This window comes from Streptomyces sp. NPDC087844 (assembly GCF_044742785.1).
In the GTDB taxonomy this organism is placed as follows: Bacteria; Actinomycetota; Actinomycetes; order Streptomycetales; family Streptomycetaceae; genus Streptomyces.
Window position 1 is genome coordinate 747990 of record NZ_JBIUVD010000001.1, and the last position, 23172, is coordinate 771161.

A 23172-nucleotide genomic window follows, 5' to 3' on the forward strand; every position below is an offset into this window, starting at 1 on the left:
GCGAATGCTGGCCAGAGAACCTTGTCGGGGGCGCAACTCATGAGCTCGACGGCAACGTAAGGCAAAGTCTTCGCCGCTGTAGAGCGACAAGCCGCAGACATGCTGCGAGCGCACCTCTCTGCGGACATGACGTCGTGGCACAGACACAACCCACCTCTACGACTACCGCGTTCGCACAGCCGAGGAGTGAGGGAACCAGCGCTCCTCGTGCCCTGCGATAGGCAACACTCCTTGGCCTCCGCGAGCAGGCTGGCTACTGCCATGACAAGCACGCGGCGGTAGCGGAGGACGAGGTCGATATGCAGGAGCCATGGGGCATTCCGACAGTGATTCAGCGGCTGCAAGCGCACGCCGAACGCGCCTTCGTCGAAGTGCAGCGGGCGGATACCAAAGCAACGGCGTTGTGTGGAATAGCCGGTGGACTGCTGGCTGCAGGGGTCGCCGTACTGTCGAGTACGGACGGCCTGCCCCCCATCGGGGTTTTCTCCCTAGTACTGATGTGCCTGTTGCTGCTGTTCGCAATAGGGGCTGCGTTGCTCGTGCTGCGACCCGTGGTCCCAGGGGCAGGATTGCGAGCCGAACTGCTGGCCGAGGCAGTCGTACCCCTCAGGTCCGGCGTGAGTGCAGCTGCGCCTGGGGAGCTTGAACAACACGTCGAGGCACGTCGCTTGCGGGTTCTTGCCCGGCTGGCGGACAGAAAGCTGCGCGCGGCCCGCCTGGCCGTGGATTTTGCCCTGGCAGCTCTTCTAATGGCTGGAATATGCCTGTTGAGTTGCTTTCCGGTTAATTGAGAAGATCGCCTCAGTGTGTGTCGGGGCCGCGCAGCAGGGGGACGTATGTATCAGCCGCATGCCATGGTGATCGGTAACGCGTTATGGGTCCGCCTGAGGGCGCTGGCACCGCAGCGCATCCGTCCCGCTCGAAGTGTGCTGCTGCGCCAAGGAGATGCGGCAACACATGTCATCGTGCTGGAATCCGGGTCAACGCTGATCACCTTGGCCGGGACCGGTGGGGAAAAGACACTGCTCGCCGTGCGCGGCGCCGGTGAGCTGCTTGGAGAGTTGGCGGTTCTGGACTCTCAGCCGCGCACCGCCACAGTCATTGCCGCCGAGCCCTGCCACATCCACATCATTCCGGCCCCCGCCTTTCTCACCTTTGTCGACGAGCATGACCTGCTCGCTCCTCTGCTGCGCCATGCCATTGCCCGCGTCAGGGAGTCGGAGGCCGTCCGGCTCGAACTGGCCACAGCGTCGGTTCCGCTGCGTCTGGCATCGGCCTTGTCGCGACTGGTCGATGCCGCGTCCTCTTCTGCCTCGGATCTCGCCGTCCGTCTGACACAGACGGAGCTCTCTCAGATGATCGGGGCTTCTCGCAACGGGGTGGTCAACGCGCTCAAGCCGTGGCGCGAGCAGGACTGGGTCCGCACCACCTCTGGTGGCGGGCTCCTTGTTCGCGACATCCATTCGATTCAGTCGCACGCACGTACGCAGGCGTGACGGGCCGCACTTCAGCCGTGCCCACTGCTGGGCAGCGGCGGCCGTCCCGCCCGATCAGCATGGGCACTCCCCTGACCGCCTGTGCTGAAAGGACGGTGCCCGATGGATGCGCCGCTGCACGCAGAGCCCCTGGACGTGCCCGCTGAACTCGCCCTCGTGGCGATCGACATGGAGAAGTACAGTCAGATCCCCGAGGCGAAGATGGCCGCCACGCGGTGCGACGTGGACGACATCGTGGCGAACGTGCTCGCCGAGTGCCATCTGCCTGCCCCGCAGGATTTCCCCGGCGGCTACAAGGACAGCGGCGACGGAGCGATCCTGCTGTTCCCGCCCTCGGTGCTGGCCCGGCTCGTGGACCCGCTGCTGGGCCGGCTGAATGCGGCGCTGGTGCGCTATGAACGGCAGAGGTTGGCCAGCAGTCCGCACCTGCGGCTGCGGGCCAGCGTGCACGTCGGGCCGCTGTCCCTGCCCCACCACCGCGGTACTGCCATCAACGAGACCGCCCGGCTGCTCGACAGCCAGGCAACCCGCCAAGCACTCTCCGCCGCGAAGGACAGCGGCGCCTTCCTCGCGGCCGCGCTCTCCGAGGTCGTCTTCCAGCGCACCGTGCACGCGGGACGCACGCCGGATCTGAGCCCGCACCACTTCCTTGAGACGGTTGCCCGCGTCAGCGACAAGCCCGGCTTCGAGCAGCCCTGCCGGATTCACGTGCCGGGCCTGACCGGCCCTGCCGTACGCCCTTACCTCACCGATGCCGCATCACCGGCTTCTGCACCCTCCCCTACCGCGCAGCCGAGCCACGCGCCGACGGCACCGGTTGCCGACAGCGGCGGCACGTTCCAGTTCCACGGTCGGGTCAGCGACCCCACGATCGCCAATCGCATCGAGAACCTGCGGATCGACCGTCGCCAGCGGTGAGACACACGGCTGCTAGCCCTTCCCGTCTCCCCACAATCACCCTGGAGCACCCGTATGCCTGACGTGCCGTTCGACCCCACCCCCTCCGACACCACCCCGCCGACCAGCGAAGCCGGTGAGAACCAGTCCAACGGCTCCGGCAGCTGGCTGCATCGGTTGCGTCCGGGCACCGGCGCTCCCGATCGGCCGGACGCGAACCCCGACAGCCCATCCCCCGCCCCGGCTCCCCCGCCGCCGGGGGCTGTCCAGCCCGCGCCACGACTGCACGAAACCGCCGGTGCAGCCACACACCTGTACGGGGACGCCGACGTCGTCGCCAACGTCATCGAACAGCTGATCCTGGAGACCCGAACGCAGGACTTACTGGAGGGCGTCGAACAAAGTCGAGAGGGACTACTCGCTCAGCCGTTTGTTCGCAGCTCACACTGGGACACGATCTGGGAGCAGATCGTCAATCCCACTACCGGCCGCCCCCACCAATCCGTGATCATCATCATCGCGCCCCGCTCTTGCGGCTCGACGACCCTCGCACTGCGCCTTCTCGCCGAGCACACTGCTGCCAACACCACCGTGGTCAAGCTGGACGCGGACTGGAAGACCCCCAGCAAGGGCCGCCTGCCTCTGGAGAAGGCGCACGCCTACCAACTTGACCTCAAGCATCCGGAGAACGACCAGGTATCGGCCGACTTCCTGAACGCACTGTCGGAATACGCCACTCACCTCCAGGGCTGCCGTTCCTATCTGGCGCTGACCGTGGCACCGGACCTCTGGAAGGATCACCGCCTCAGCGATCGTGATGGCATCCAAGTGGTTCGTCTGCACGAGGCGCCCGATGCCCAGGAAGTGGTCAAGGCGCATCTGGACGCCTACGGCTACGGACAGCTGGTCACATCGCTGCGGTCCCTCCCCAAGGCCACCGCTTCCTTGCGCGGACTGACGGCGGTAGCCGCGGTGCGGGCCGCGCACGCCGCCGTGACGGCTTGGAAGGAACACATCCACGCCAGCTCCCAGCAGTCGCGAGTGCAGGCAGACGGCGAGGGTGGAAGCCCAGCCGCCCTGGAGGGACGCATCATCGCGGCGCTGACCGACTGGCGCGGTGAACTCGACAGCCGGTTCGGCGAGATGAGCAGCCTACACACCCACGACAACCCCTCACTCACCGTGGACGACCGTTGTCTGCTGCTGGCCCTGGCAGTGCAGCAGTCCGCACCCATGCCCGTCGTCGCGCGCAGTGCAGCCGCTCTACTGAAAGCCATCGGGGACTCCCCCGACACTCCCGACGCAGCAACAGGATTCTCGCCGACCCTCAGTGCGCTGGCCGGACGGGGAATGCGCCGACGAATCCAGGATGTCGGGGGCCAAGTCGACCTGCAGGACACCGTGGTCTTCGACCGGCCCGCCTATGGGCGCGCGGTGCTGGAGTACGTCTGGGACAACTACGACGTCATGCGTGAGCCCTTGCTGACCTGGCTCGTCGCGACAGCTCAAAGCCCCGATCCGGAAGACCACGCAGTGGCTGCACTGGCCGAGCTCACCGTGCGGCACGGATCGGTGGACTACCTCACGACACTGGGCGGCCTCGTCGGAAGCAGTCAGCCAAAGATGCTCGGCGCGGTCATGGAAAGCGCCGTGCGCAACGAACACGTCGGACGACTGGCGTGGGAAGCGCTGTACGGGTGGGCGGAGAAAGAGATTTACGCGCCCGCCGTGATTGCACTGTGCCGACGCATCCTGGAGGACGCCTCTGTCGCCACATCTCTGGCCAAGCGGGCAATGGTGCGTCTGCGCCGCGTCGCGCACAAGAACACCGACCCCACCGTAGTCAGCCAAGTCCAGGCTGCCTTCGACTCTCTGGTCCCACACCCCACCATCGCCCAGCGACTGGCCGGTGAGGTCCAGAGCTGGCAGCAGGGCAAGGTCTCCTCCGCGCGCAGCGGCGCACTGGCCTTCCTCGCATTGATGACCGTCCACCACGACGGCACGCCGTGGCTCGTGGGCTCCCCTCCCACGGACATCGACGTACAGCGTGCCGTCCATGACCTGCTGTCCTCTTCCGAGACCGCCGCCGAGGTCATCTCGCGTCTGACAGCCTGGATCCGTACTTGTGCCGACGATCCCAGCGCCTACACGCAGCTGCGCGACCAGCTCCTGCCGGCGCTGCGCGGCCACAACATGTTCTCGGCCAGTTGGAGGTTCATGAACGAACTGCGCGGCATCTCCACCGTTGAGGGCGTCAGCGTGGCCGACGACTTCCACAACCACCTCGTCGACAGCCGTCTACGCACGGTCTTCCCGCTCGAAACGAACCTCGCATGAGGTGGCCATTGCGCCGCGCAGTCCGTACAAGTAGGTCTGCCCAGCCGCGTCTGCTGCCCAGCGCTACCGACGGCATCACCTTCGACGCCGTGTACACAATCACCTGGCGACCGCTTTGGCGGGTGCCTCCCAAGGTGGAGGAGACAGTACGTGCCACCGTGCAGGCCACGGCGCTCGAGACGGCGGCGCGCCTGCAAGCCTCGGACGTGCCCGCCGCACAGGACGCTGTCAACGCCGCCCTCGGTTGTCTGCCTCGCCGCGCCCCGAACTACCGTTTGCTGAACACCCACGCGGCTCTCAGTCTGCCCAGCACAGCGCAGGAGCTACTGGCACAGCGGGCGGCAGACGAGCAGCGCATCCGCCGCCTGCGCTTCCTGAAGAAGAACCTCTACGATCACCCGGACCTCGTCGTCCTGGACCAACTTGAACACCACGCCCCCGGTGTCCTGGGCGACGAGCATGTTGCCGAACTCCAGCGCCTCGCGCGCCTGATCTGCTCCTGCGACCGCTGGTGGTTCCCACTCCTGCAGCAATGGGAGCAAGTCGGCCAAGGGTTCACGAACATCGAGAAGCGACAGCAGGCCATGCTCGTGCTGTCCGACTCCCTCAAGGCTCTCAACGGCGGCAGCCTGCCCAGCGGCATCGCGCCGATGGACATATCCGGGTCCGACGGGGCGTCGCGAAGGGCGCATCCATGAAGCTCGTCCTGTGGCGGGCGCTGCTGGCCCCCCTCACCAGCCTTCGGGCCCTGGCCATTCAACGGCGCAGCACAACCACCCTGTCGTACGACGCCGCGTGGCGCCAAGCCCGCCTCGACCGTTGTCCCGACGAAATGGTCTACCGACTCCACGGCCACCAAGCCACCACGCCACCCGACCAGGCGTCCAGCGCCCGGGCAGCCCTCATCCCGCCCAGGAACGACAAGCCGACCGACCAGCGCCCCTGACCCTGCGTCTGCACTACGCAAGCACCTGCGCCCTGTCCACGAAGGACAGGGCGCAAGAAGGTTTATGCAGCAATGCTCAGCGGAGCGTCCAGACGCTCCCAAGCGCCAAGGACAGCCTTGTGGGCGTCCGGCTGCAGGTGGGCGTAGCGCTGGGTGGTCTGGAAGCTCTCGTGACCGAGGAGGTGCTGGACCTCGTAGAGCGAGACTCCCTTCTGGACCAGCCAAGAAGCGCAGGTGTGACGCATCGAGTGTGGCGGATAGTGCGGGACGAGTTGCTGCTCGCCGTCGCTGTCGAAGTAGCAGGCGCCTCCGACGGCGGGCCACCAGGTCTGCCGGCGCCGGTTGCTGTCGGCGAGGAGGCGTCCGGTACGGCCCTTGGTGACAGTGGTGAAGACCACGGCGTCCCGGTGGAGCCTGTGGATGTGGTGCTCAAGCGCCTCCAGGACGTGGGGTGGGAGCGGGACTTCTCTGCGGCTCCTGGAGCTCTTGGGGTACTCCTTGATGCCGCTGTTGGTATTGACCTCCACCACGAACAGGCGCGAGCAACGCGTGTCGATGCGGTGGCGGTGCAGACCGGAGAGTTCGCCCCAACGCAGCCCGGTATAGAAGCCGAGCAGGCACATTGTCCGCCACGCGGCGGGGAGTTCGTCCAAGACGCTCTGGGCCTGGTCGAGCGTGAACCACTGCGGCGGCTTGACCGCGATGGTCGGTAGGTCGATGCTGCGGCAGGGGGACACCGCGATCACGTCGTCGTCGACGGCCGCGCGCATGATGGAGGACGTCAGGTTGTAGGCCCGCTTGATCGCGGCGGCCCCTGCGCCCTTCTCGACCAGGGCCCGGATCCAGCTCTGGATGTCCATGCGGGTGATGGCCCGCATCTCCCAGTCGGCCCAGTAGGGCATGACGTGGTTCTTGATGCTGGAGGCATCGCCCCGCAGGGTGTGGGGCTCGACGATGCGAGCGTTCCACCAGCGGTCGTGCCAGTCTCGGAACGCCGTTTCGCCGACCCGCGGATCGCGCAGTCCGCCGCGGGCGAACTGGGTCTCCATCTCGATGCCCCAGGCGCGTGCCTGGGCCTTGAGGGGAAAGGACTCGCTGAACCGGTCTCCTGCCCGGTTGCGTACGGTGGCCTGCCAGTTGCCGGACTTCAACTTGCGGATGTACGAGGCTCTACTCCTTGTTCAACGGTGACGGGGCCGCAACGGCCAGGGTCAGCGGCGTGCTGCCGGCGATACGACGGTGCGGCGGGTGATGAACTCGTCGAGACCGGTAGCCGGGACCCGCACGCGGGACCGCCCTGGACCGGTACGGAGGTCAATGACAGGCAGGTCGCCAGCGGCGATGAATCGGTAGACGGTTCGGCGGTCGACATCGAGGGCGGCAGCAACGGCGGGAATGGACAGCAGGCGGGCGGGCATGGGTGGGTCCTTGAAGGTGTGGGGAGATGGACGCCCGACGAGTCGACAGCCGGACCATCAACCGGTCCAGATACGAAGGTCAACCAGCCTCGTCAGGGCAGTGAGACCGAGTCAGGGAGAGTGGTTGTGCTCGTGACAACGCCGTTGGGGTAAAGGCCAGCGACGTTTATCAGGAAAATTCAAGGCACCCGCGCTCTGGAAACAGCCAGAGCGCGGGGCGAGAACTACGACGTGGACACGTCCGGAAGTGCCAGTACCTCGGCCAGGTAGTCCCAGTCAATCTCGGCACGCCCCGTGCGAAAACAGTGCGGGTAACGCACGGCCACCCAGTTCGCGGTCATGCCGACCCACTCGGCAACGGCCCACGGCGGTATGTCCGCTGTGAGCCACGTCGCCACACGGAAATCGCGCAGGCTGGCGACGTGCTTCCCCAGACCCACTTCCACTTCGTTCGGGCTAAGAACGGCCTCGCGAGCCTGCTTCCACACCCGCCGATACGCCGAAGACGACAGCGGTGCACCGCTCTTACCGGGGAAGAGGAGATCACCTGGCTTCAGACCTGCGCTGCTGATCCACTCCTTCAGCAGATCGGCGAGCCGAGGACCGACGGGCGCCTTCCGACCTTCACCGGCACGGATCAGCAGTTCACCGACCCGGCCATCCGGAAGCATCAAATCGTCCACTCGAAGAGCGGTCGCCTCACCAGGAAGCAAGGCCGCCTTCTCGATGGAGGCCAGGAACGGGTACACAGCGCTCTGCGCCTCCGTGTTTTCCCGCACCCAGCTCAGCAAGGAGCGTATCTGCTCCGAAGAAAGCATGGCCGATTCGTCTATTGCAGGATGCGGCACGCTACTTGACCCCTAACACGGAAAATCGGGACGTACAGGCGTCCCCTGGCAAATGCAATGGTCTACGGGTTCGCCGGTTTGGCCAACCGGCGATCGTCGGCTATGTTGCGCCCGGCGCTACACTCCCGACGTCAAGATGTATGCACGCGTAGCGGGGCGTGACAGCGCTCTTCCGGACCGTTCTAGGTTTGCTTGCTTCGCCGCGCTGTTCCAATCCATTGCGCACTTAATGCGTCTGCCGTCAGCGAATCAGCCCGCCCCTGCGTCGCGGAGGAGCGTGCCTACCAACGCGCTCGACTGATTGCCGACGCCAAGAGGAATAGAGCAGGCGCCTTCTAAGCGCCTGCTCTATTGCGTACTCCTTGTGTCAGTTCGCAGATGCCTTCACTTGGCTCTGACGTCGTCATTCGGGATCTGGCAGCGATCATAGGGAGCCGTCACGGTCGGTGAGAGTTGTGCTCAATTTCTCCATCCGATCCAGGTGCGCCGCGCCACGCCACTCCATGTCTGACGCTTCATCACATGTCACAGGGTCGGGCTGCGCGTACTCGCCCGTGCCCACGCAGAAACATCAGCCGGAGCCGGCAACGGTGGCCCACCCGTCGCGCTTCACCGTTGTCGCGAGCTTGCCGCAAGATACCGCTGAAACTCGATGTGTCGGAACTGGTAGACGGCTCCGGCTTGCCGCAGCACCCCGCGGTGCTGGTGGAGTGAGGGGCCCCTCGGATCTCGGGTGCTTCGGGCTCCTCGCTGCGCGAAGGAGTCCCGCCGGCATGGCGAGTGAAGGGCTCTCAACGCCGGTGATCAGGGCGTCCAGCCCGGCCTGAAATGAGGCGGTCGGATCCGACATGCCTTCTCGCGCAAGGCGGCTGAGCTGCTTGAGTGCCGCGTCGTGCATCATCTGGGCCTTCTTCATCGGTGCCCTGGGACGGCAGCCTCACACTCCCGTCGCGTCAGCGCCAACAGATTCGGGTGTGCTGCCCTTCAGGGGTGACTGCCCCGGGAAGACGCTGGTTGACAGGGCGCGAGACTGCGACTTCCCTCTACCGTTGCAGAGTGGAGGTGGGGCGCCATGGTGTCTTTGCCGGAGGAGCTCGAGGCACGGGAGGCCGCGGCTCGGCGGCGGGCCGGGGAACTGCGGGCAGAGGCCGCGGAGTCGGCGCTCAGGCAGGAGGCTACTCAAGTGAACCTGTCGCGGTTGGAGATCACGCGGGAGACCGTCTCGAAGGTGCTGGCTGAGCTGTCGGCCGCGGAGACGGACGCCGAAGTGAACGTGCTGCCAGCCGGGGTCTTCCTGCCCGCGGCGACGGGCCGCGGACGGACTCATACGTCGAGGCGAACGGCACCTCATGCACAGTGCCTCTCGCGCGAATGCCGCTCACGCCGACGGCTGTGACTGCCGGGTCGGTCCAGTGGTGAGGGCCGTCGGCCGCGCCGGGACCGTGGTTTCGCCAGGTCCGCACCGGTACCTCCGAACCGACCATGAGGCAGTCGTCCCGTCCATCGCCCTGCACTACGGTTGCCCGCATGCCTGTCGAACAGAACACCGACCCCGCCCGCGTCGAGGCGGCCTGGCGGAACATCACCGCATGGCTCGCCGAACACGCACCCCTCTCGCACGCCTCACTCCTGCCGCCCGCGTCCGAGGCTGAGATCGAGCGCGCCGATACTCTTCTCCGCGAACGCCTCGGCTTTGAACTTCCCGCTGAACTTCGGCAGTTGTGGCGACTGTGCGGTGGTGTGGAGCACCAGGACATCGATGCCGACGAGCAGGGCGAGGTCTTCTCCGGGGCGTTCTTCCCGGACGGGCTGCTTCTGTCGCCGTCCAAGGCGCTGGGGCCGCGCCTTCCCGGGCCTGGGACGGAGGACTTCTGGGGCGCCGAGGTGGTTCCCTGGCTCACGGGGGACGACGAGGACGCTCCACTGCAGGGCTCCTACATCGGCGCCCGTGGTGTCGGGAAGTGGTCGTTCGAGGACAACCCGGCCGGCACGCCCGATTACCCGTCGATGGCCGTCTACCTGGAGAGCGTTCACCGCACGCTGAACGTAGGCCCTGCGAACCTGATGGGCTCCGATGTGCCCGGCGTCGTGTGGGGCTGCCTGATCTGGGACCGTCCTCAGGGGTCCTGGCTGACGGATGCCGCGGAGCACTGGAGCCCGGTTCACTGACCAAAGCGGTCCCCGCCCGGATCCGGGCGGGGACCGTCAAGGATTACTTGCTACGGCTTGGCCATCGTGCAGACCAGTGTGGCCTTGGACGGGTCACACGCCTTGAACCAGGCATTGCCCGGGTCGAGGGTGTAGGCGTCGCCGTCCAGAACCCGGAACGTCTTGATGAATGTCGGATCGGTGAACCCGAACTTGTTCATCGATCCGGAGTTGACCTTCAGCGACATCGACGACCGGCCGCAGTTTTCCGCGAACGTCGGGGCGTCGTAACGGGTGTCATCGAGCAGGTGTTCACTGCCGTCGTCGGTCTTGGCTGCAACGGTCTGGATGCACTCGCCGCCACCGTTCGCACCAGCGGTGTTCATCCCGCCGTTCACCTTGGGCGTGCCGGGGGATTGGTAGGTGGAGGAGAACGGGAACTCATCGCAGGAGATCCCTTCAGCGGCGCCTTCGGTGATCTCCGGGTGCAGGGCCGTCCAGGGGTGCTTGAGGAACGGCTTGCTGGGAACCCATCCGTCTGTGCGCTTGGACCGGGACTTGGAGCACATCACCTTTTCCCGGTTGTTATCAGTGTCATAGCCGGTCGCGTTTCGCTTCTGGGGCGGCAGATAGGTCAGTGGATCGGAGCGGTTCTTGCCGCTTCCCTTGACCTTCGACTTGTTCTGGATCAGCCAGGCATGCGCCGCGGCGGCCGGGTACTTGCCGGTGTTGAACTTGTACTGAGGGAAGTACTGCGGCAGCACACAGCCGGGGTCGGCGCCGTTCGCCGTGACCTTGTCGCAGCGCACGTCGATGCGCGGAGAGCGGAACGGAGTGTGAAAGGTGTCGTCTTTCTTGCCCTCGGCCGGCTCGTAGTAGGTGTCGAACTGGCCGATGAACCAGACCGGGAGCCCCTTCGACAGGTCGATGTCCCGGGAACCGGTGGCGCTGTTGACCGAACCGTCCCACTTGTGGCTGGCCGTTCCCGTGGCCATGTGGGTGTCGACCGGCTGACTGTCGCCGCCGCCCTTCCAGCTCAGGTCGTTGTAGAAGTCGAAGTTCCTCACGTCCCTGCTGTCCACGGCTCCCTCGCAGGCAGCACTGAAGCACATGGAGTCGATGTACGCATCCTCGCTTCCCGCACCGAGCAGCACCGACTCGTCATGCCCGGGGAAGTCGTTGAAGATGGGGTTGATCTGGATCCACGTCTTGATGTCGCCGTTCTTCGGGTCGGTCTTGACCTGGTAAGCGACCTCGAAGGATGCGTGATGCTCGGCGACCGGGACGCCGTTCCAGCTGTATGTCGCGGTGAAATCCAGGCCGAAGAACAGGCACGCCTCATTGCGTGTGATCAGCGACTTCTGCGCTTCGCCGTACAGAGAGGGCTGGCACCAGTCACCCTTGATGATCGGGTCCGGGTAGTCGGGCGCCCGGGTCTTGTCCCGCTGAGCGGCTTCCTTCGCTGCCTTACGGGTCCCCTCCAGCGAGCGTTCCTGCAGCGGGGTGACGGTCACCCTTGTGCCGCCGCTGTCGAAGGTTCGCGGCTCCCAGCCCTTCCACGCGATGTTCCCGTCGTCCGGGTGGGCAGGCGGCGGCTGCGGGGCATCTGTCAGCACCGGGTCCACGGAGGCCGTGTCGAGCACGGGGAGCTTGATGTCCACCTTCTGGGCGCGGTTGTAGTTCCGGTTCCCGGCGGTGAACCCGTAGTCCTTGATCGGTCCCACGTTGCCCGCCCGGTCCACAGTGCGTGTCTGCGTCAGGTGGTTGCCGTCGGCGGCCGGGGTCGCGGTGTAGGAGGCTTCGGGCGCCACGGCCCTGCCGGACCCGGTCGGCGTGGTGGTGCGTACGGATGACCAGCCGTAGTCCGCGGCGTCGTCCTCGTAGGGGTCGAGGCGGTACTGCACCTCGTACGGGGACGCGTCGCCGGTCGCGACGTCGAAGGTGCCCACGACGCCGGCGCCGCCGCCGCCCCAGTTCTCCGGGTAGGTGGCGGAGGTGATGGAGGCCGGCTCGCCGGGTGCGGTGGTGTCGACAACGAACTGGGTCCAGCCGGACCAGCTCAGGTTGTAATGGGTGCCGTCGTAGGGGTTGGTGCGGAACTTGTAGGTCTTGCCGTCCCGGAGCTGGCCGGCCGGTACGGTGACGGACGCCGGCGTGCCCGAGGCGACGAAGGCGGAGACGAGCAGCCCCTCACCCGCCGGCGTGGTGATCGGGGTGTTGGTGGCGGCGTCGTAGACCTGGAAGGTGCCGTTGACGGTGTCACCGTCCGGGTCGGTGAAGGTGTCCCGCAGGGTCGGGGTGGTGGTGTTCACCGCCCAAACCCCCGCGTACGACCGGAACGGGCCGCCCGCCTGACGGTTCGTGCCGTCGGAGGGACGGTAGTTGTACGTCACCGACAGCTTGGGCTGGTTGGCCGTGGCGTTCGCGGAGTTGATCCGCTTCCACGCGTCGGTAGAGTCGGTGGCGGCGCGCAGGCCCATGTGACCGCGGGTGGCCTTGGCCGAGGCCCAGGTCTGCACGAGGGCGTCGACGTCGGCGTTGATCCAGCCGTCCGGCTGAGTGGCCGTGCAGGACGGGTTGCCCTTGGTCTCCGTGGAGGAGTGGTACTCCTGATTCCACGTGGGCTGGGACGTCCAGCGCGAGGACGTGGAGGGGGCGGTGGTGTCCCAGACGGTCCACTTCTGGGCGCTGCAGTCGGTGTTGCCGGAGTGGAAGTTGTACAGCGACAGGTTGGTGTCGACGATCAGCGCGTCCTGGATCGGTGTGGTGTTCCAGGTGATGAAGGAGCGTGCGGTGCGTGGGGTGCCGTTGGAGTTGGTGGTGCCGGGGTTGCCGAGGTCGAGTTCGACGTCGCTGGACCAGTCGACGGTCTCGCCCTGCTGCACGTAGGTGTCGAAGGTGTTGGTCAGCGCGGAGGTGGACGGGTCGACGGTCACCGGGTACCGGGTGCCCGGGTCGGCGAGGAAGCCGGCGTCCGGGGTGACGACCAGGTCGATCTCACCGGCGCCCTTGTCGACGACCTCCATGGCGACACGGACCCGGTTGGTGTGCTCGCCGGACCTCTTGTCCACGGCGGAGTCCCACATCACTGGGGCGGGCATCACGGCGCGCTCGGCGCCGGTGGCGGCGTCGGTGAAGGTGACCGAGCCGTCCTTGTTCGCCTTCGCCTTCAGGCCCTTCGCTTTGACGGGCAGGGTGTAGGAGTAGGCGCCGGAGGGCCGCTCTCCGATCTCCACGAACTGCTCGAAACCGGTACGGGTGGCCTCGACGATGACATCGGCGCCGGGCACCGCGTTCTCGTAACGGGCGCGGGGACCGTCCAGCTCGGGCTCCGGCAGACCGCCCTTCCACCCCAGCGTCACCTGGTCGTCGCCGGCACCGAGGGTGACCAGGTCCCGGGCTGTGGCGTCCTGCGCGGCGCGCAGCGACTTGGGCGGCGTGCCGCCCTTGCCGCCCAGCCGCAGCCCGTTCGGATGTGCCTTGGCGGTGATGGTGCCGTCGGCGGCCTTGGTGAGGGTGGCGTCGACCTTCCGCCACGCGCCGTCCTGCCAGGTCCGCTCCGGACCGGCGGTCAGCTCGGAGGTCAGCGTGCCGTCCGGATTGGCCACCGTGTAGGTGGTCGCCGACGTCTCGTCGGTGACGACGGTCTTCTTCCCGGTCCGCTCAGCCTCGGCCAGCGCCCACGCCCGCGAGCCCTTGGCGTGCGCGGCGGCCCAGGCCCGGTCCGACGCCTCGATGTCCGCCTTCGAGGGTTCTACGCCGCCGACCGAGGATTCCCCGTCACCCGGAGTGGGGGCCGCGACGGCCTGCCCGGTCAGGGCGATACCGGCCTGCGCGGTCAGCAGCAGAGCGGCGATCGCCGCCATGTGTCCGAGGCGTCTGCGTCTTGGCGCTAAGCGGGATCTCTGGTGTTGTTGCACGATGCACCGCGTCCTTCCTATGGAACTCCTGTGCGAAAAAGGGCACGAGGAGGGACTCTAGGAAGGGAGACCCACTTGGTGAATGAACTTTCCAGCCGAGCATGATCACGCCAAAGTCGGCGGCGCTAGAAGCGGCGGAGCTGCCAAGGGTCCGCCGCCTCAAACGTAAGTAGCATCACATGGCTCGCCTCTTCCCGACCTGCTGGTCGCCCAGGCTTTGCCCGCCCCGCCACCAACTCCGCCCGCACCTCCAAGGGCATCGCCGACCTGTAGAAGCGCTGCGGCGGCAGACCAAGCACAGGCCGGCCCGGCTTGCCGCCGGCCTATAGCGGCCGCACCCGGCCCTGTTCGGCTAAACCGCTCCGGGACATCGGCTCTCTGCACCGCGGCTGTAACCGCTTGGGTTCTTCCTGATCGGACGCCCAGCCGTCCTTCCACTGCACGGGCGCAGCCGCCCGAGCAGATAGCTGGCCGCGAGGGCAGCGACCGCGGTGACGACGATGGCCATTACGACCACCGCATCCCGATCGCGGACAGCTTCTCCATCCGCTCCGGCGTCAGCGTCGCCGCCCTGCTCCGCTGATTCCCGATCCAGGCCCCCAGCTTGTGCTCCCACTCCTCCTGGTCCTCGCCACCGATCCGCTCGACATGCTTCCTCGGGACCTGAAGGGTGTCTCTCACGCTCGTAGAACTGCTTGGCGGCCTTTGTAGTTCTTCGCCCATTTGTCGGCCTGCGTGCGACGCGGCGGCTGCTTCTCGTCCTCAGCCGCGGGCTCGGTCCCGAGGACCTGCTCGCACATCCAACTGCTGCATGGTCGTGAAGCTGGTCCCATCCGAGCCGCACCGACTGCACCCATCGCCCCAACTGGCTCTTCTTCAGCGAACAACGCGAAACCACCGATATCTACTACCGTCAGGACCTGGAGGCATACCAGGCATCCGGCCACCTCGACCTCGCCTTCTCCCGCGACCAACGCAACAAGATCTACGTCCAGGACCGGATGCGCGAACACGGCCCCCGCCTGTGGCAGTGGCTCCAGGACGGCGCCCACTTCTACGTCTGCGGCGACGCAGGCCGCATGGCCGAAGACGTCGACCAGGCCCTCAAGGACATCGCCGCCGCCCACGGAGGCATGGACACCAACGAAGCCGCCGCGTAAGTCAGGCGCCTGGCCGCAGACAAGCGCTACGTCCGCGACGTGTACTGACAGCACCGCATGTGGTGGGCACTCGTCCGTGCGGTCGATTGCGCCTCAGTGGTCCTCCACGATGAAGCAGGCCCGTTCGTAGAGCTCGTCGAACGTAATGACTTCGACGTCCTGGATAGATCGCCGGTACTGCTCGAAGGAGGTGATCTTCTCCGGGTTCGCCGCGCCGCCGTCGGTGAACTCGCCGAGGTTTCCGATCACCAGTACCTGTCGGGGGTGGGCGGTGGAGATTTCGATGCCGGTCGGGGCGCCGTCGTCCCGAAAGTGCCTGTGCAGTTCACCGCTGACCAGTCGTAGGGCCTTGTGCGCGGTCTTTTGCACCTGCGCCACGGCGCCGACGACGTCCTTGGAGACCTGGTAGACGTCTGGGGGCCGGTATGGCGCACTGGCCAGCAGTCGCGTCTTATGAGTCTTGATCTCGCAGAACAGCAGGCTGCTGATGAAGCCCTTGGAGCGCATGACGGCGTCACTGCGTTTTCCTGCCCCTGTGAAGATGTTGGCGCCGGCCGTGATGCGCTCCAGCTTGCCGTCGTCGAGGGGGCCACAGGCGACGAGGTTGAGGCCGTACCCGAAGATCCACGGGTTCTCCTCGAAGAAGCCCTGCCAGACCGCCTCCGGCCCTGCCTCCCCGTGCTCCCACTCGAAGAACTCCGGGTTGTTCAACAACTGCCTGAACCGCTGGAGTTGCGCCTTGCGGTTACTGATCAGCCGGATGTCCTCTTCCGTGAGGGCGCCGCCGACGGCCGTCCTGACGGCTTCGAGGAGCGTCGTGCGGTCCTGGTCGGCCAGGAGTCGAGCCAACTCGGCTTCGTCGCCGGCGACCAGCCGTAGGCTGCTTCCGGGGATGTCCAGCCCGACACAGCTCTGGAGGAAGCTGATGACCTTCCAGAAGTTCTCGTGGACATCGCTGGTGTCAACGAGTGCCTTGACGATCTGAGGGGCCTCGGTGCCGGGAATCGCCACCATGGCGGCCGTCCTCTCAGCCTTGGTCTTGTCCTTCTTCCACAGTTTGATCCTGGGCGAAAAGACGCCATCCTTGTTGATGAGTGTGACGTGGCACAACGTGGCCACCTGCGGCCGGTCGTCAAGAAGGAACTCGGTGATCAGACGACCTCGGCGGATGTCGTAAAAGTAGGGAAGTCCGGTGCCGCGGATCTCAAGGTCAGAGAAGTCCTGCCGTGTGACGTCGAATTCCGGGGTCACCAGACCGATGCGGAGACGTCGAGCGATGGGCGGATCGGCGTCGGCCGTCTGGTTCCTCCAGTCCGGTGGGACGGCCGGCAGGGGCTCCAGGTCGCCTTCGACCACAAGCGACTGAACATCCTGGCGCTGGAGACTTTTGAGCACGGGTTCCAGCCGCTGCCAGATCGCGTCAGTGACCGCTTTTGTGAACGCGGGCAGCAACACGCGATCCACGGTGAGAACAGCCGCGTACGTATCGTCCGTCCATCGGTCACCGGGCATGGGGTGGTAAATGCCGCCGTCTCCGCGCAGCGTCAGGACGGTCGCGCGGAGCAGGTCGCGAGCCACCTCCTCGCCGTCGCGGCCGAGGAGGCTGTAGGTCTGCCCGAGAACGAGGTCGAGTTTTCCGGTGTCGTCGTCGGCAAGCGGCAGGGAGACCATCGGGCCCGTGGCCTGTATGGCGAACGGTGTGTAAATCGGCCGGCCCGATAGGAACTCGAAGGTACGGAACGTCCAGCCGTCCGGCCCGAGGAGGCGGTTCAGCTCCTCGACTCGTCGGGAGGACTGGTCGGCGTCAAGCTGAACCTCCGGATGAACGAGCCGTGCCAGGAAAGCGAGAAGCACCTCATCGGGACCATTGAGGAGTTGGAAGCGTGGGTCCTCGAAGACCCAGTCGTCCGGCAAGTCCAATGGATTGTTGATCCGGTGCTGGATTATGTCGCCACGCGCCGTCGTGAACCGGAAGTCCGTCGACGCCAGACCGTCCAAGTCGTACAAGCCCCCCCAGGAAGTCGATCTCATCGAGCCGTCCCCACCAGGGACCGCCCTCGCCGCGCAGGTAGTCAAAGAGGTCGCGTCGCGTCACCGCCGTGATGCTCGGCGTACCACGCGGTGCCAGCAAGGGTTCGGCCTGAGTCATGCCCCTAGGATGAACGTACGTCGGCTCACACGGAGGGCGATTGAGACTCTCGGATCTCTTGGCTCAGCGGGTGACGTCGTCATCCAGTGCTCCACATGGCGACGTCTCTGCTCCGCGGCATTCCGTCACGGTCCTCGGGGACGCTTACGGCGAAGAAGCCACCGTGTTCGACAGCCACAGACAGACATGCTCACTCCCAAGTCACCGTCCGCCTCGTCGTTCCGGCGTGTAAGGGCTCCATCCCTTCACATGTGGTTCGAGCTCCTCCGGCGTCGGTTCACGCGTGTGCGGCATCCCCGGAAGCCGGGTCAAGGGGTCGAGCGCCCGCGCGTAGCCGTACGCCCACTCCAACCAGCGCCGGGCCGAGTCCAGAGCCGACTCATCCATGGCACCGCCCAGCTCGCCGAGACGACGTTCCAGTGCCGTGCAGTACTCACCAAGCACGACGGCCTCCCGCCAGCGTTCGGCCTCTTCACGAAGCACCTCGGCGAGTTGATCCTGAACCGCTCGCTCCTTCGCTTCCTCCATAACCTCTCGCCAGCGAACTGCACGCTCCGCCTTGGCCTGCTCCTCTCTGTCTCTGCGCCGAGCGTCTTCCAGGACTCGCGCCTCGATCTCCCCGAGAATCAACCCCAGGGCGTCCTCAAGCACCCGGCCCTTTCGATCCCGCCATCGACCCGGCCGGCCTGACTGGCCGGAACGACCGTGGTCAAGCTCGGCCACGAGACGCGCGGAGCGCTCGGGATTCGTGGACTGTGGGAACTCCTGCCTAACAGTGACCGCGTGCGCGAAGCCGTCGACGACCACGTCCACTCCGCCTTCACACTGCGAGTAGTACAACCGGCCGCGCCTGACCTCGTACCCTCGCCGCACCGCCTCGGCAGCCAACGCCTGCAGCATCAGGAGCGACCGGCGACGGAGCACCGGCGGAATCACCAGCTGCCCCTCGTCGTCCCTGAGCGCAACCACGGTCGGATGGAGGGAACTCAGCCGCTCGGGACCGGGACCACCAACGCGTCGTCCTTCGGCCGCTGGCTCCGTGAATTGGGATGAGGGCCCTCCACAAGGCGCATCTCCAACCCACGCCCGCCGAGGCCCGCCTTCTCGATGCGCTTGCCCTGCGGCTCCAAGCCATGTCGCTTCGCGTAGTTGACCACACGCCGCCATTCCGCAACCTCGCCGTCATCGAGGTCGGCAAGGCGAACACGCCCCTCGGTAACCAGCCGCTCGATCAACTCCCGCGCCTTCGCCTGTCGAGCGCGTGCGACAGGCCGCTCGCCATAAGGCGGCGGACTGCGCCTTCGGCTCGTGGCCTCGCGCCAGCCCCCCCCTTTTCGCCGACGCCACAGGTTCGGCGGACACCCCGTGAACACGGACGTCCGCGAACGCCGGGTCGTCTGGATGATGACCATGCCGAAGTGAGAACCGTCCGGCCTCAGTGACCTCGATACGTACGTCACCGCCACCGCGGCTGATAGTCAGGAGCCCGCGATCACGCAGGGCATAAGCCGAGCGCCATTCACCCGGCGCCCAGAGCCCGGGCTCCTCTCCGGCCGCGAGCCGTTCGAGAAGCACGCGTTGCCGTTCGTTCAGGGCCGACCACCGATGCACGAACACCAGCCCACACCCCACCCACACACTGTGCATAGGACCGAAAGAGTGACACCGGGCTGTGGGAGCCTCCTGGGACTTCCGGCTGCATCAACAGGCTTGAACGCGCAACAGCCCAAAGGCCGTTCACGCAGGTCAGCAGCTCGGAGCCACCCATCGCGGCAGGTCACGGCGCTCGCTGGTGTCTTCCTGGACAACTGACCAGCAGGACTCAGCAGGTCTGCGCTCAGCGTCGACAGCCCTCGGCGTCCCATCGACGCTCGCCACCTCGACAGGGTCTGACCTGCCCGACAAGGCGCCTGACTCCCCATCAGAACGAGCGTCAAATGAGCGTCACGAGCGTCATTTCAGCGTCAAGATATCGCTCGTAACGCCCACACCGCACATAACGCGCACGCGCAAAACCGCAGGTCAGGCGCCCTTCGCCACCGGTTCAAGGATCGCCACGCACTCCACATGATGCGTCATCGGAAACAGGTCGAACGCCCGCAGCGTCCGCACCCGGTATCCGCCCTCCTTGAAGTACGCCAGGTCCCGCGCCAGCGCCGCCGGATCGCAGGCGACGTACGCGATCTTGCGGGCGCCCAGTGACGTGAGGTGCTGGACCGTCTTCTTGCCGGCGCCGGCGCGCGGCGGGTCCAGGACGACGAGGTTGACCTCGGTGATGCCGGTGCGCGGCAGGACCGCCTCGACCTTGCCCTGTTCGATGCGGACGCGGTCGAACGCGGCGAGGTTGTGCCGGGCGTCCTCCACCGCGCGCTTGCCGGACTCGATACCGAGGACCGCGCCCTTGTCGCCGATGCGGTCGGCGAGGGCGCCGGCGAAGAGGCCGACGCCGCAGTACAGGTCGAGCGCCATGTCGCCCTTGCGCGGCAGCAGGCCCTGCATCACGGCCTTGACCAGGGTGTCGGCCGCCTGCGGGTGGACCTGCCAGAAGCCGCCGCTGCCGACCCGGTGCGTACGGCCGTCGGCGCGCTCGCGGACGAAGGCGCGGCCGTGGACCCGGTGGATGCCGCCGTCGTGCTCCTCGACGCGCATGACGGAGGCGGGCTTGTCCAGTTCGACGAGGGGCAGCCGGGCGCCGGGCCTCGGTTCGAGGATCACCATGCGGTCCTGCGAGCCGGTCGCCGCGATCGCCTCGACGGACTCCATGCCCGACCAGTCGTGCTTCTCGATGCCCAGCTCGGAGACTCCGGGGGCGGCGATCATGCAGTGCTCGATCGGCTCGACCTCGTGCGAACGGTGGCGGCGCAGACCGGCGTTGCCGTCCGCGTCGACCGCGTACTGCACGCGCGTGCGCCATGCGGGCACCTCGCCGGGGGGCAGCTTGTCGCCCTCGGCCGGCATCACCGTGCCGTCCCAGCCCGCCTCCTCCGGGGTGAGGCCCGCGAGCCGCTGGAGCTGCTCGGCGATGACCTCGCCCTTCAGCCGCCGCTGCGCACCCGGCTTGGCGTGCTGCCAGTCGCAGCCGCCGCAGCGCCCGGGTCCCGCGTAGGGGCACGGGGCTTCCACCCGGTCCTTGGAGGCTTCCCGGATCTCGACCGCGTCGGCGCGCAGGAAGCGCGAGTCCTCCTCGCCGTCCGTCACCCGCGCGAGGACCCGCTCACCGGGCAGCGCATGCCGTACGAAGAGGACCTGGCCGGCGTCGTTGCGGGCGACGCAGTGCCCGCCGTGCGCGACGGGGCCGACCTCGACCTCGTACTCCTGCCCCACGAGCGACCCCGCCGGCGTTTTCTTCGGTTCTGCCTGCATGGCGGGGTGACTCCAGATGCGAAAGGGGGGAACGAACGGCCAGAGCGGCCGGACCACAGCCCACCAGTCTACGTGGATGCCGCCCGGCCGCTCACCACAAGCCGCTGGCAACGGCGGGCGCGCTCAGCGCTTGGGGCCCGACGGCCCCGACGGCCCCGACGGCTCCTTCGGCCGGTGCTCCGCCGGACCGCGCCGCACCGAGCCCGGAGCGGTCCACTCCGAACGCCTGCGGGCCCGCTTCTTGGCCGCCTCGGAGGACTCCAGCTGATAGGGCACGGACGTCACCATCACGCCCGGTGTGAACAGCAGCCGGCCCTTGAGCCGCAGCGCGCTCTGGTTGTGCAGCAGGTGCTCGTACCAGTGGCCGACGACGTACTCGGGGATGATCACCGACACCACGTCACGCGGGGACTCGCGGCGCAGCCCCTTCACGTACTCGATGACAGGCCGGGTGATCTCGCGGTACGGCGAGTCGAGGATCTTCAGCGGCACGGTGAAGCCGCGTCGCTCCCACTCGTCCCGCAGGGCCTTCGTCTCGGCCGGGTCGACGTTGACACTGAGCGCCTCCAGGGTGTCGGAGCGCATCAGCTTGGCGTAGCCGAGGGCACGCAGCGCCGGCCGGTGGATCTTGGAGATCAGGACGACGGAGTGGACGCGCGAGGGGCGCACGCTGTCGTCGGACGGGCCCTCGGGCGCGGCGATCTCCTCGGCCACCCGGTCGTAGTGCTTCCGGATCGCGGACATCGTCGCGTAGAAGATCACCATGCCCAGCAGGGCGACCCAGGCGCCGTGCGTGAACTTGGTGCCGAGGACGACGACCAGGACAAGGCCGGTGAAGAAGGCACCGAACGCGTTGATGGCCCGCGAGCGCACCATGTGGCGGCGCTTGGCCGGGTCCTTCTCGGTGGCCAGGTGACGGTTCCAGTGCCGGACCATGCCGGTCTGGCTCAGCGTGAAGGACACGAACACGCCGACGATGTACAGCTGGATGAGCCGGGTCGAGTCGGCGCCGTAGATCCAGATCAGCAGGATGGCCGCGCCGGCCAGCAGCACGATGCCGTTCGAGAAGGCGAGCCGGTCGCCGCGGGTGTGCAGCTGGCGCGGCAGGTAGCGGTCCTGGGCGAGGATCGAGCCGAGCAGCGGGAAGCCGTTGTACGCGGTGTTCGCGGCCAGGAAAAGGACCAGCGCGGTGGCCGCGGCGAGGACGATGAACAGGAAGCTGCCGTCGCCGAACACCGCCTCGGCGACCTGGGAGATCACCGGGTTCTGGACGTAGTCGGAGCCGACCGCGACCCCGTTCTCCAGCAGGTCGTGCGCCGGGTACTCGGCCATGCGGACCTTCGTCGCCATGGCGAGGGCGATGATGCCGCAGAACATGGTGACGGCGAGCAGGCCCATCGCCGCGAGCGTGGTCGCGGCGTTCTTGGACTTGGGCTTGCGGAAGGCCGGGACGCCGTTGCTGATCGCCTCGACGCCGGTGAGCGCCGCGCAGCCGGAGGAGAAGGCGCGCAGCAGCAGGAAGACGAGGGCGAAGCCGGCGAGCCCTTGGTGCTCGGCCTTGATCGTGAAGTCGGCGGTCGGCGCCTTCATGGTGTCGCCGAGGACGATCCCGCGGAACGCCCCCCACGCGATCATCAGGAAGACGCCGGTCACGAACACGTACGTCGGGATCGCGAAGAGCTTCCCCGACTCCTTGACCCCGCGCAGGTTCATCAGGGTGAGCAGCACGATCACGGCGATCGCGCAGAGGACCTTGTGCTCGACGACGAACGGGATCGCCGAGCCGAGGTTCTCGATGCCGGACGCGATCGACACGGCGACGGTGAGTACGTAGTCCACGAGCAGCGCGCTGGCGACGGTGAGACCGGCCCTGGGGCCGAGGTTGGTGTTGGCCACCTCGTAGTCGCCGCCGCCGCTGGGGTAGGCGTGCACGTTCTGCCGGTAGGAGGCCACGACGGTGAACATCAGCACGACGACCGCGACGGCGATCCAGGGGCTGAAGTGATAGGCCGACACGCCCGCGATGGACAGGACGAGCAGCACTTCTCCCGGCGCGTACGCCACGGAGGAGAGCGGGTCGGAAGCGAAAACGGGGAGCGCGACGCGCTTCGGCAGGAGAGTTTCTCCGAGCCGGTCACTGCGCAGTGCGCGCCCGATCAGGATCCGTTTGGGCACGTCGGTCAGTTTGGACACGGTGAGGATCGTAAGCGCTCGAACACGGCCTCGCCCACCCTTCCCCGCCCGCCGGAAGGCCTGATCGGCGGGATCTGTGACAGGGATCTGCTCTACGAGTGAAATCTTGTGTGCGCTCGCTTATGTAATCCCTGGCCAGGCGAATCTCCATGCCTATATGAAAAAAGCCAAAACTTTGCTCCCCTTTGCCAATTCATGGAGGTTTCATGCTCGCCACCGCGGAACTCACCAGCGCCACCGCCGAGCTCATCGGCGCCGCGGCCGGACTTGTCGGCCTGGGCATCCTGGCCCTCGTCA

At 66.9% G+C, this 23172-nt stretch carries 17 protein-coding genes and 1 pseudogene; 8 read left to right on the plus strand and 10 right to left on the minus strand.

Features of this window, described 5'->3' with window-relative positions:
- The first annotated feature begins 299 nt into the window (after positions 1-299).
- The 6 genes from ACIOKD_RS02980 to ACIOKD_RS03005 all read left to right on the plus strand — a co-directional run bounded on the left by ACIOKD_RS02980 (position 300) and on the right by ACIOKD_RS03005 (position 5676).
- The gene (locus ACIOKD_RS02980; protein WP_402077286.1) at positions 300-791 is read left to right on the plus strand and encodes a hypothetical protein; all 492 of its coding nucleotides are present in this window, start codon (positions 300-302) and stop codon (positions 789-791) included.
- A gap of 45 nt (positions 792-836) precedes the next feature.
- Positions 837-1496 carry a Crp/Fnr family transcriptional regulator gene (locus ACIOKD_RS02985; RefSeq protein ID WP_402077289.1) on the plus strand — a complete coding sequence of 220 codons (660 nt, stop codon included), beginning with the start codon at positions 837-839 and terminating at the stop codon, positions 1494-1496.
- A 102-nt stretch (positions 1497-1598) separates the two neighbouring features.
- Positions 1599-2414, plus strand: coding sequence for a hypothetical protein (locus ACIOKD_RS02990; protein WP_402077293.1), 816 nt, complete (start codon positions 1599-1601; stop codon positions 2412-2414).
- Between the two features lie 54 nt (positions 2415-2468).
- Positions 2469-4730: a hypothetical protein gene (locus tag ACIOKD_RS02995; RefSeq protein ID WP_402077296.1), complete on the plus strand. Its 2262-nt coding sequence runs from the start codon at positions 2469-2471 to the stop codon at positions 4728-4730.
- Between the two features lie 89 nt (positions 4731-4819).
- The gene (locus ACIOKD_RS03000) at positions 4820-5428 is read left to right on the plus strand and encodes a hypothetical protein (protein ID WP_402077299.1); all 609 of its coding nucleotides are present in this window, start codon (positions 4820-4822) and stop codon (positions 5426-5428) included.
- Positions 5425-5676 carry a hypothetical protein gene (locus ACIOKD_RS03005; RefSeq protein ID WP_402077302.1) on the plus strand — a complete coding sequence of 84 codons (252 nt, stop codon included), beginning with the start codon at positions 5425-5427 and terminating at the stop codon, positions 5674-5676. The genes ACIOKD_RS03000 and ACIOKD_RS03005 overlap by 4 nt, the downstream gene beginning before the upstream one ends.
- Before the next feature lie 62 nt (positions 5677-5738).
- On the opposite strand, the gene ACIOKD_RS03010 is transcribed toward ACIOKD_RS03005, so the two are convergent.
- The 3 genes from ACIOKD_RS03010 to ACIOKD_RS03020 all read right to left on the minus strand — a co-directional run bounded on the left by ACIOKD_RS03010 (position 5739) and on the right by ACIOKD_RS03020 (position 7912).
- Positions 5739-6827: a tyrosine-type recombinase/integrase gene (locus ACIOKD_RS03010; protein WP_402077305.1), complete on the minus strand. Its 1089-nt coding sequence runs from the start codon at positions 6825-6827 to the stop codon at positions 5739-5741.
- A 60-nt stretch (positions 6828-6887) separates the two neighbouring features.
- The gene (locus ACIOKD_RS03015; RefSeq protein ID WP_402077308.1) at positions 6888-7094 is read right to left on the minus strand and encodes a helix-turn-helix domain-containing protein; all 207 of its coding nucleotides are present in this window, start codon (positions 7092-7094) and stop codon (positions 6888-6890) included.
- Positions 7095-7318: 224 nt separating this feature from the next.
- The gene (locus ACIOKD_RS03020; protein ID WP_402077311.1) at positions 7319-7912 is read right to left on the minus strand and encodes a tyrosine-type recombinase/integrase; all 594 of its coding nucleotides are present in this window, start codon (positions 7910-7912) and stop codon (positions 7319-7321) included.
- Between the two features lie 1557 nt (positions 7913-9469).
- Here ACIOKD_RS03020 and ACIOKD_RS03025 point away from each other — a divergent pair.
- The gene (locus ACIOKD_RS03025) at positions 9470-10111 is read left to right on the plus strand and encodes a hypothetical protein (RefSeq protein WP_402077314.1); all 642 of its coding nucleotides are present in this window, start codon (positions 9470-9472) and stop codon (positions 10109-10111) included.
- A gap of 50 nt (positions 10112-10161) precedes the next feature.
- Here ACIOKD_RS03025 and ACIOKD_RS03030 read toward each other — a convergent pair whose 3' ends face one another.
- Both ACIOKD_RS03030 and ACIOKD_RS03035 read right to left on the minus strand, forming a co-directional pair.
- Complete coding sequence (locus ACIOKD_RS03030) at positions 10162-13956, minus strand: DNRLRE domain-containing protein (RefSeq protein ID WP_402077317.1); 3795 nt, start codon at positions 13954-13956, stop codon at positions 10162-10164.
- Positions 13957-14517: 561 nt separating this feature from the next.
- Positions 14518-14691: a helicase associated domain-containing protein gene (locus tag ACIOKD_RS03035; protein WP_402077321.1), complete on the minus strand. Its 174-nt coding sequence runs from the start codon at positions 14689-14691 to the stop codon at positions 14518-14520.
- 179 nt (positions 14692-14870) lie between these two features.
- Between ACIOKD_RS03035 and ACIOKD_RS03040 the strand changes: the two are divergent.
- A pseudogene (locus tag ACIOKD_RS03040) lies at positions 14871-15170 on the plus strand (hypothetical protein); the annotation flags it as partial.
- A 93-nt stretch (positions 15171-15263) separates the two neighbouring features.
- Here ACIOKD_RS03040 and ACIOKD_RS03045 read toward each other — a convergent pair.
- From ACIOKD_RS03045 to ACIOKD_RS03065, 5 genes are all read right to left on the minus strand, one after another.
- Positions 15264-17201, minus strand: coding sequence for a Shedu anti-phage system protein SduA domain-containing protein (locus ACIOKD_RS03045; RefSeq protein ID WP_402077324.1), 1938 nt, complete (start codon positions 17199-17201; stop codon positions 15264-15266).
- A 319-nt stretch (positions 17202-17520) separates the two neighbouring features.
- The gene (locus tag ACIOKD_RS03050) at positions 17521-18288 is read right to left on the minus strand and encodes a hypothetical protein (protein WP_402077327.1); all 768 of its coding nucleotides are present in this window, start codon (positions 18286-18288) and stop codon (positions 17521-17523) included.
- Positions 18289-18305: 17 nt separating this feature from the next.
- Positions 18306-18554: a hypothetical protein gene (locus tag ACIOKD_RS03055; protein WP_402077329.1), complete on the minus strand. Its 249-nt coding sequence runs from the start codon at positions 18552-18554 to the stop codon at positions 18306-18308.
- A gap of 787 nt (positions 18555-19341) precedes the next feature.
- Positions 19342-20682 carry a class I SAM-dependent RNA methyltransferase gene (locus ACIOKD_RS03060; RefSeq protein ID WP_402077331.1) on the minus strand — a complete coding sequence of 447 codons (1341 nt, stop codon included), beginning with the start codon at positions 20680-20682 and terminating at the stop codon, positions 19342-19344.
- 123 nt (positions 20683-20805) lie between these two features.
- On the minus strand, positions 20806-22875 hold the full coding sequence (locus tag ACIOKD_RS03065; protein ID WP_402077334.1) for an APC family permease: 2070 nt from the start codon (positions 22873-22875) through the stop codon (positions 20806-20808).
- Between the last annotated feature and the right edge of the window lie 297 nt (positions 22876-23172).